Genomic DNA, 10,122 nt, shown 5'->3' on the forward strand with positions numbered 1-10,122 from the left:
ATCGACCACATTGTGGTGTGTGAAAATATCACCGGCAGCGATTTTGGATTGGTGATAATTGCTTTAAGAGCGGGCAAGATTGGAGACCTTGCGCCTAATGACTGCTTTGACTCGGTATTATTTCTCGTCAGGATTGCCGCGGATATATAAACGAGAAAACAAGCGATTCCAACCCCCATTAAAGGATTTCGCCAACCATAATGGCTTACTAAACGCTCAAAGGGCTGCGTCCCAAAAAGTCCTCCCGCAAACCCAGTAAACAACGCCGCCCCAACCAATGCAGGGAAGTGTTTATCGCTAAACCTTAAGTCAAGTTCCTTGATCACTGAAAGGAATAATAAACTCCCTCCAAAAGCAATCAAGCATCGAAAGGCAAAGAGGGTGAAGAGTGAATGGGATAACGGGAAGAGAATACAACCCGCGCTTAGAAGCGCCCCTCCGACAAGCACGACCTTTTTCGACCCAAAACGATCAGCCGCAACCCCGCTGAATATCTGCATCCCGCCATAAATGCATAAATACAAACTGGCTAGTAAGGCGATATCAGTAGCGCTAGCTTTGAAATCAGTCTGCAGTTCGTTAAAAATAGTGCCAGGAATAGCCGCCCGCTGAAAAGCCGTAAATCCATAAAGCGCCGCCATTGAAGCGATTATTAACAAGTCCACTCGCCTACGCGAAACTGCCTCTCCAACTTTCCAAGAAATCAAAAACTACTCCTCTTACTAAGCTTTACTATTATAGACGATGAGCGTAGTGAGTATTTCTAGATTCCTAATCTTAATCCAATTTCGATACGGCCCGAAGGCTTACTTAACAGTATCTTCCGACCGTGTTTGACTAAATATACTTATCACCTGGCCTCATTCCCGTATTGCGGCCTAATAGCAAATAGAATATGGTAGGGAAGGGGAAACAGCAGCAACAGAGTACCGTTAGTATCCATGCCCACGAAGCGCGATTGTAGGCGATGTCAATCGCTGTCCAGATGCTCGTTATTAGCAACAGAAGAAATGAGAGCTGTGATATCCCTGCAGTCTTTTTTGCAATCTGATCTATGAGGACACTTGGATCAGATGAAGAACTTAAGCCTGACGCTAGCCCAGAAGATAAGCCTATTGCCATTGAGTAGAAAAATAAACCAATGCTAATCGCAAACATGATCCATGGAATTGTAATCCAAAACCCGCCCATTGACTGGGCGAGGCTGTCATACCATGACGTGCTTTGATTGCTAGGGTAATAATTATAATCATTAGCCGGCTGTGGCTGTGAATAGGGTGCGTATTGACCTGGTTGGACTGGAGGCGGGATGGCTCCAGTATATACCTCCGGAGTTGGAGGAGGCGCTTGTGGGACTGGCGGAGGGGCAAGTTCAGCACGCAATTGTCGAACTAAGTTGGATGCTCCTTGATGATTAGGATCGATACGCAAGGCTTGTTCGGCTGACTCTAAAGCATCACGCTTTTTCCCGACGGTATTAAACTCCATCGCCAGGTTATAGTGGTTTTTAACATTATTAGGTTCGAGCCTCAACGCCTGCCGAAATTCATCGAGCGCCTGAACGTGCCTGCCAACATTTGCATAGGAAATACCGAGAAGGGAACGTAATGCAGCATCAGAAGGATTGAACCGAAGCGCCTGTTCAAGCACAGGAATCGCTCGGGCATAGTCTCCTTGTTGGATTAGTTGAAGAGCCTGCGCTCGCAGCGCATCACCTTGTTCATTAGTCATATCAATTCGCCCTCATCTTAACTTATACACAGGGAATTCGTAGCCAATCAACAAGTTCCTGTAGGTTTTTTATTTCCAGATCAGGTTTTATTTGGTCCTCGGGCGATGGTACGCCTTCACGGTTAATCCAAATAGTGTTTATGCCGACCATTTTAGCTCCCGCAATGTCATGAGTACGAGAATCTCCAATAAAAATCGCTTCCTCAGGATTTGCGTCAGCGGCTTCAAGGGCGGCGAGAAAAATCTTTGGATCAGGTTTGCCCAATCCAAATTCCCCCTCGATAAAAACAGAACTGAAGAATTCATTAATTTGGAGTGTCGCCAGTTCATCACGTTGAACGTCCGCAGGCCCGTTTGTGATAATGCCGAGGAAATAATGATCATGCAATAGCTTTAAAGCCAGAAGGACATCGGGGTAGAGGCGCAATCGCTTTCGCCGATGAATATCATAAAGGCTTGAAACACGTTCGCCCAGCTGCTCATCATCGATACCGAGTACCTTTACAGTGCGAGTCATCGTTTCGTCCCGTGAAGAGGCGCCGCATTTCAAGTATCTCTCACGCCATGTCCCCGGCTTCCTTACTTCGGTCACCATCTCTTGGAAAATGGTCCAATAAACCTCATAGATAAAGTCTATTGTCAGCTCGGGTTTGATTTGGCGAATTAATTCAAACGAATCACGACGCCCACCCATTGCAGCTTCAGAATAGTTGCAAAGCGTGTCATCCAGATCAAAAAAGATTGCCTTTAAATTGCATGAGGGAACCAGCATCACACTTAAAGTGTAGCACAACCATAGGGGGGCGAAGTCGTTTCAATAGAAAAGCCTGAACAGTTACTGTTCAGGCTTAAATCCTAATGCCTAACCCCTATTGGAAATCGTCCGTTGTGTATGATCTAAAAGGCGCTTGCGGAAGCGGAGGGCATCGGGGGTTACTTCTAGTAATTCGTCATCGCCAATGAATGAGAGGGCTTGTTCCAGCATGAACTCTCGGGGGGGGATGATGACGACAGTGGTGTCTTCGGTCGAGGCTCGCATGTTGGTCTGTTGCTTAGCCTTGCATATATTGACGACCATTTCATCACCGCGGGCATTTTCACCAACGACTTGACCGGCATAAACTTCATCACCGGGGGCAACGAAGAATGCGGCTCTTTCTTGAAGCGCAGCAATCGAATAGCCCGTTGCGCGCCCTGTCTCTTTGGAGACCAAACTGCCGCGTACTCTTGATTGGATTTCGCCTCGATGGGGAGCGTAATGTTTGAAAACATGGGACATCAGACCTAAACCGCGCGTCCAGGTTAAAAAGTTAGTTCTAAAGCCCATCATGCCTCGGGTGGGAATTTCGAAGACTAAGCGGTTATTGCCGGCATCGTCTTTATGCATCGAAGTAAGCTCGCCTTTTCGTCTGGCAACCTCTTCCATAATAATGCCGAGAGAATCATCGCGAACGTCGATTGTGAGTTCCTCAATAGGCTCGCAGAGGACTTTGTCGATGGTTTTCGTGATGGCACGGGGTTTGCTGACGCACACTTCAAAACCTTCGCGACGCATGGTTTCTAGTAAGACCGCAAGCTGAAGCTCGCCTCTGCCAGAAACGCTTATTGCATGGGGATTATCAGTAGGTTCAACGCGAATACTGACGTTGATGATAATTTCCTTTTGAAGGCGCGCAGCTATGTGATGCATGGTGACCCACTTGCCGGCGCGTCCTGACCAAGGGCCGTTATTGACTATGAAATCCATCATAGTGGTCGGTTCGTCAATCTGAATTAGCGGTAACGCTTCAGGTTTATCGGCATCACAAACGGTCTCACCGATATGCACGTCATCAAAACCGCTCATCAAGATAATTTCGCCGCCGGAAGCCTCTTCGACTTCCACCCGCTTCAACCCTTCATATCCAAAAATCTTTGTGACACTAAACTTATCTTGTGTGCCATCGCGCTTGATGATGACAACCGAGTCGTTGCGTTTGACAGTGCCGCGCAAAATCTTGCCGCCAAACATCCGTCCCAGATAATCATCATAATCGAGGCTGACGATTTGAAGCTGGAAGGGCTTATTCAACTCAACGAGGGGAGGGGGTACTTTGTCGAGGATGATTTTGAATAACGGGGTGATGTCCTTTGGCTTATCATCCGGGTGAACGAGGGCATAGCCATCCGTTGCTGAAGTGAAAAGGAAAGGAAAGTCGAGTTGATCTTCATGGCAGCCCAGTTCGATGAAAAGGTCGAGAGTTTCATCAATAACTTCCAGTGGGCGTGCGCCGGGGCGATCGATTTTATTGACGATCACTATCGGTTTTAGATTCTGTTCGAGGGCTTTTTTGAGTACAAAACGTGTTTGAGGCATTGGCCCTTCGCAGGCATCTACCAGAAGTAGAACGCCATCGACCGAGCGCATAATCCGCTCAACCTCACCGCCGAAATCAGAGTGGCCGGGTGTGTCAACGATGTTGATCTTTACACCTTTGTAGTGCACTGATGTGACTTTGGAGAGGATGGTGATGCCTTTTTCGCGCTCGAGGTCGTTCGAATCCATCACGCGTTCGGCTATGACTTGATTGCTGCGGAAGGTTCCGCTCTGGCGAAGGATTGCGTCGACAAGGGTCGTTTTGCCATGGTCAACATGGGCGATAATGGCCAGATTACGTAAGTCTTCACGTATCTGGATGGTGTCGGGTTCTGCTTCAGCGATGCTCATTATATTCCTGGGGCTTACAACGAAAACGACCGATTTCTATGCTAAACAACCGGCCGTCGTTATTATTTATTCTTTAGATATGTTAATTATACCCTAAGTTATGATGTTTTTTGCCCAAGCCATTACTTGCTTGGCCAACTCAAGGGCAAATTCGTAGTCTTTCTTCGACACATCTCTTAGCATTCCAGGGTAGCGAATTTGAAGCGCATACTCACTCAGTTCAGCAACGGCGTTCATCTCTTCCGGCCAATCAATATTGACTTCATTTATTGCAGTGATTAATCTGGCAATACTATGGGTATCGGGGATCTCAATACCCTTAGCGACTAAAACTGCTTTTAAACTTTTCTCAACAGCCTGCTGTGTATGAAAGCAGAGTGTTTCATAGAGAATGTCGGGAGCTATTGCATGGCAGGCAATAGCGAGATCGCTTTGCGCATGCCGAAGCCAATCTTCAGGACTGCCAGGTTGATGTATGGTTTTTTTAGGCGGCATAGTTTATAAATTTTACTCCAGTTTGAGAGGATTAGCGCTTTCTATTAACATTTTTTTATTAATGCCGGTTGATCGTAGCAGTTGACCCTTTGCGTGGGTTCCGGTATTATTCATAGTATGAAACGATTGGTCTGGGGTTTGGTTATTTTTGCGATGCTCGGACTGGGGTGCGCGCAGTTCCCTTCAGGGGGCGGTACTGCTCAAGGAAGGCGATTGGTTATCACCCTGAAGGTAGCAGGGCGGATTAACGCCCAATATGGCACCTATTTCTTCATGATTAATACTGAACCATTCAATACCGGCGTGCCGATCAATGAGCCAATTCCAATTGTTGCGCCGCCGTGGGGGAATGGAATTGCCGAAGGACGATATAACTATTTTGTTGTGTGGAGCAGTGATTTCCCAAACGATTACCGCCTTTATCGTGTTGACCCCGACAATCTTCAGAACTATCAATTCATCGGCCGCCCTGTTGCAAGCACTTTGCCTAATATTGATGACACAGCAGTCGGCGAGTCTACCAGGACCATTCGTTTTGAGATACTACTTTCCCAAATCCTGCCGACTGCCGCTTTACCCGATCAAGTTATCGATACTATTCGCTTTAACTACATCACCACTGATAAATGGGGTGTTCTCTCCCCGCAAGATTCAAAGCGCTGGGATGCTTTGGGCAATTCCAATATAGGTGATATCAACAAGGCGATCATCTTAGACATCCGCCAGGACAAAATCGTCAACAACACCAACCGCAATCCCGACCCCTCCAGCCCTGAACCAGAAGGCGACGTCACTTTAAGCGGCCCCAACGGCCAAATGGAAAATATCACTGTCCCCGATTTAGATATCGTCGACTGGCAAGTTGAGGTTAGAAGTTAGGCGAAAGTGTCGTAGAGCGTCTTGCTCATAACTTCCCCATTGTCCCTTCAACCTCACTATGTGGTTTAATATAGGGGTATGGAATATCTTACGAGTTGGTTAAATAAAAAAGTGTATGCGCCGGGCAGTGATAAGACGGCGATTATTAAGGATTTAGTGGCAGCCAATCGGGACCCTTTACCTGAAGTGGTAGCTTTGCAAGTTGCTTTGGGGGCAGAAACCTTTTCAGTGCCACTTGCCGAATTTGCCCAAACAGGGAAGCGATTTGAACTTCCACAACCATTCGGGCTAACCCCGCGATATACACTTCTTCAAGAAGATTTTCTCCTTCGCAAGTCTATTCTTGACCGACAGATTGTCGACTTACACGGTAAGCGTGTCGTTCGTGTTAATGATGTGGCGCTTATTTGGCATCGTAACCGGCTTGTGATCGTTGGTGTTGAAGCAGGTCTATTGAGTTTGTTGCGACGGTTAGGTCTTGAAAAATTGGCGCTCAAGCTTCCCAGACGTATACGAAGAAAGCTAATGTCACAGATCATCGCCTGGAATGAAGTGGAGACCTTTGGTACGGCAGTCAAGCTTAAAATTCCCCATGAGAAGATTGCACAGCTTCACCCAGCGGATATCGCAGATATCATCGAGCAGCTTGACCCTGCTCAACGAACCCAGGTGATTGAATCACTTGACCTCGAAACGGCTGCTGATATGCTCGAAGAGACAGAGCCTGAAGTCCAAAGAGCAATTATCGAGAGTATGGATGTTGAGAAGGCCGCTGATATTGTCGAGGAAATGGAACCTGATGAGGCAGCTGATCTCTTAGGTGATCTATCTGAAGCGCGTTCTGAAGAGTTGCTCGAACATATGGAAGCTGAAGAAGCGGCTGATGTGAAGGAACTTTTAGCTTTCGATGAAGACACAGCGGGTGGCATGATGACCACTGAATATGTTGCCATCCCCGATTCTCTTACGGCCGCTGATACGATCGACCGTCTCCGCGATCTTCACCCCGATGCGGAAATCATTTATTACATTTATGTCGTTGATGAGGATGAGCAGTTGGTGGGGGTGTTATCCCTGCGAGAATTGATTGTTGCCCAGCCAAATATGCTTATCAGCGACATTATGGAAAAGAACGCAATCACTGTGCATACCAATTCCTCACCTGAGGATGTGGCGCAGGTGATGGATAAATATAACCTATTGGCCGTGCCGGTTGTTGACATGGAGAATCGGCTAAGGGGAATTGTTACAGTCGACGATACCCTTTCGACCCTTGTTCCACAACTGCGTCGACATCGACAGCAGCAAGGATCACAGGGGTAATTAGTTCAAGTTGATTTTGTAAAGTGGGCGACCCATTGGGTCGCCCCTATAAGTTTAGATGGATGAAATTTCTTGGATTGATTGTGGCAGGACGAAGACGCAGTGTGCGGTTGTTTCCTTATGGGAGCTAACAGCAATGCTTTGTGAGTAAATGGTCGCGCGAGTTAAACCTTTGACAGTGTTTACAAGCATAAACCAACTGAACGGGCCGGAACTTTATTCAAGAAGCCTGAAAAGGTTCAAGGATTTAGGGTATTAATTAGAGCCATCGGCTAATAGAAAAATTACTTGCCGTTTAGGGCTAAGAAGTCATGTTGAAGAACAGTTATATCAAGCAGATCCGGCAGTTGTTGGCGGACATCGAAAAGACTGAAGCACAAGCAATCTCAGAGGCGGCCGATGAGGTTGCTAAAGCGATTGCTGCAGATAAGCTGGTCTGGGTGTTTGGCTCATCTCATGCCGGTATTCTCGCAGAGGAGACGTTCTATCGAGCAGGTGGACTGGCTTGCGTAACACCTATCTTCTTGCCTGGTCTTGCAACCAATACGCGCCCGATAACCGCGACGAGTGAGCGTGAAAGAGAACCTGGGTATGCGAAGGAGCGACTGGTTGAATTTCCAATTGAAGCCGGTGACGTCCTGATCGTTCATTCTGTTTCAGGTAGAAACGCAGCCCCTGTTGAAGCGGCGCATTACGGAAAAGAAAAGGGCGCTTTTGTTATCGCTTTAACTTCACTTGAATACGCAACAGCATCGATTGTAAGAAATAAACACGGAAGTCCGCTACATGCTGCGGCTGATTTGGTATTGGACAATCACGCCCCTCCTGGAGATGCTTTAGTGAGTGTTGATGGCTTGGAGCAAAAGGTTAGCCCCGCCTCCACTATTCTGGGCACTGCCATTTTACATTCAATAATGGCGGAAGCGGCTATTCGTTTGGTTAAACTAGGATTGGTACCTCCGGTGTTCGTTTCGTCCAATCTTGAGGGTGGAGATGAGCATAATGCCGCCCTTATGGAACGTTATAAAGGCCGTGTGACTTATATCTAGGGCTTATTTTGCCAGCATAGATGATTTTATTGACACCTAGCGAAGGGTTAGGTAATAATACGAATATAGGCAGGGGATGAAATGCCCCTGCATTATTGTTTTAGTCGGGAGCGCGATGGAGTAATGATTAAGAAAAGATTAGCTTCGATGATAGAGCAAGCGATGGAACAGGCCAAGAGCGATGGACTGTTGACCTTCGATAAACTACCGCCAATCGATATTGAGCCTCCACGCAACCGTGCGTTCGGCGATTATTCGACTAACATTGCGATGCTTTTACGCAAGGAAATTGGCGGTGACCCTCGGAAGATAGCTGAAACTTTAGCTTCCTATTTGATGGGTATGGGTGATAGTGAGATTGAGAAAGTCGAGGTCGCCGGTGGCGGCTTTGTGAACCTCACTTTGAATAAAAAGTGGCTTGGCAGCGCTTTGCAGGAAGTTGTCAGCCAAGGCTCCAGTTTTGGTAAGCAGAATATCGGTGAAGGTAAGCGCGTACTGCTTGAATTTGTAAGCGCTAACCCAACCGGCCCAATCCATATTGCTCATGCGCGTGGTGGTGTGTTCGGCGACGTGTTGGCGCGATTGCTTGAAACACTTGGCTACCGAGTTGAGCGAGAGTTCTACGTTAATGATGCCACGAACTCAACGCAGATGTATGAGTTTGCCAAATCGCTGCAAATGCGTTATCGACAGTTGCTTGGGGATACTATCGACCTGAATGAGCTGGGATACCGCGGCGAGTATATGATTGAATTGGCTGAAGGAGTACGGGCTGAGTATGGTGATCATCTTGCCGATGGCATACTCGATGAAGTCGTTTCGCGCTTCCGCAACATTGGGCAAGAGGTAGTGTTCGAGAACCAGAAAGTAGATTTAGCCGACTTTGGGATTGCCTTTGACACATGGTTTAGCGAGCAGACGCTACATGACAAAGGTGAAGTTACCGAGACACTCGAATCCCTCCGCGTAGGTGGTTACACTTATGAATCCGAAGGCGCCGTTTGGCTCCGATCCACTGCGTTTGGGGATGATAAGGATCGGGTTTTAGTGCGCAGCAACTCACAGCCCACTTATATTGCCGCCGATGCGGCTTATCACCGCGATAAATTCGAGCGTGGTTTCGATTCTCTCATCGATATCTGGGGCCCCGACCATCATGGTTATATCGCTCGAACCAAAGCGGCGGTTGGCTCGCTTGGATACGATCCTGAGCGCTTGAAAATTCTCATCTACCAAATCGTGAAGCTTTATCGCGGCAATGAAGAAGTTCGGCTTTCCAAGCGCACCGGTAACGTTGTGACGCTGCGTGAAGTACTCGATGAAGTGGGGCGAGATGTTACGCGGTTCTTCCTATTGATGCGTTCGCACGATACCGACCTCAATTTCGACATCGAGCTTGCCAAGCGGCAATCGGACGAAAACCCTGTTTTTTACGTTCAATATGCCCATGCCCGTATCTGCAGCGTTATTAAGAAGGCAGAAGAGCAGGGGATTAAGGTTCCGACAGGTTCAGATGTCGATCTGAGTTTGCTTACTCATGAAACAGAAATCGAGCTAATCAAGCGCTTAATAGATTTCCCTGGTGAACTGCGAAGAGTAACTGAGCTTTACGAGCCGCATCGCCTAACTACTTTCGCTCAAGAACTAGCCCGACTATTCCATCTCTTCTACGATGTCTGCCGCGTTATCGGTGACGACCCAGCCACCACTGGCGCCCGCTTAGTCCTAATCAACGCCACCCGAATAGTCCTCCACAACACCCTGGAACTATTAGGAGTCACCGCCCCTGATTTCATGGAACGAAGAGAAGTGACTGTGGGCGATTGAGTAAGGGATAGAAATAGGGGGCGAAACTACCTACGTGCTTTAAGCACGTCACCCTGAGCGTAGTCGAAGGGTCTTCCGGAAGATTCCTCGACTACGCTCGGAATGACGTCT

Annotated in this window: 9 protein-coding genes; 4 read left to right on the forward strand and 5 right to left on the reverse strand. The window is 47.7% G+C overall.

What is annotated here, in order from left to right; translation table 11 throughout:
• The 5 genes from WCO51_05325 to WCO51_05345 all read right to left on the reverse strand — a co-directional run.
• Positions 1–707, reverse strand: a 707-nt coding sequence (locus WCO51_05325) for an MFS transporter (protein ID MEI6512682.1), incomplete at its 3' end; no start/stop codon positions are given.
• Between the two features lie 130 nt (positions 708–837).
• Positions 838–1,731 carry a tetratricopeptide repeat protein gene (locus WCO51_05330; GenBank protein ID MEI6512683.1) on the reverse strand — a complete coding sequence of 298 codons (894 nt, stop codon included), beginning with the start codon at positions 1,729–1,731 and terminating at the stop codon, positions 838–840.
• A 22-nt stretch (positions 1,732–1,753) separates the two neighbouring features.
• Positions 1,754–2,503, reverse strand: coding sequence for an HAD family hydrolase (locus WCO51_05335; GenBank protein MEI6512684.1), 750 nt, complete (start codon positions 2,501–2,503; stop codon positions 1,754–1,756).
• Between the two features lie 90 nt (positions 2,504–2,593).
• Positions 2,594–4,438, reverse strand: coding sequence for a translational GTPase TypA (typA, locus tag WCO51_05340; GenBank protein ID MEI6512685.1), 1,845 nt, complete (start codon positions 4,436–4,438; stop codon positions 2,594–2,596).
• 93 nt (positions 4,439–4,531) lie between these two features.
• Entirely contained in the window at positions 4,532–4,933 is a 402-nt protein-coding gene (locus tag WCO51_05345; protein MEI6512686.1) for a HEPN domain-containing protein, read from the reverse strand.
• A 117-nt stretch (positions 4,934–5,050) separates the two neighbouring features.
• On the opposite strand from WCO51_05345, the gene WCO51_05350 reads away from it, so the two are divergent.
• From WCO51_05350 to argS, 4 genes are all read left to right on the forward strand, one after another.
• The gene (locus WCO51_05350; protein ID MEI6512687.1) at positions 5,051–5,812 is read left to right on the forward strand and encodes a hypothetical protein; all 762 of its coding nucleotides are present in this window, start codon (positions 5,051–5,053) and stop codon (positions 5,810–5,812) included.
• 78 nt (positions 5,813–5,890) lie between these two features.
• On the forward strand, positions 5,891–7,135 hold the full coding sequence (locus tag WCO51_05355) for a CBS domain-containing protein (protein ID MEI6512688.1): 1,245 nt from the start codon (positions 5,891–5,893) through the stop codon (positions 7,133–7,135).
• A 311-nt stretch (positions 7,136–7,446) separates the two neighbouring features.
• Complete coding sequence (locus WCO51_05360) at positions 7,447–8,184, forward strand: SIS domain-containing protein (GenBank protein ID MEI6512689.1); 738 nt, start codon at positions 7,447–7,449, stop codon at positions 8,182–8,184.
• 123 nt (positions 8,185–8,307) lie between these two features.
• On the forward strand, positions 8,308–10,011 hold the full coding sequence (gene argS, locus WCO51_05365) for an arginine--tRNA ligase (GenBank protein MEI6512690.1): 1,704 nt from the start codon (positions 8,308–8,310) through the stop codon (positions 10,009–10,011).
• The last annotated feature ends 111 nt before the right edge of the window (positions 10,012–10,122 follow it).

This window comes from bacterium, from assembly GCA_037131655.1.
Lineage (GTDB): Bacteria > Armatimonadota > Fimbriimonadia > Fimbriimonadales > JBAXQP01 > JBAXQP01.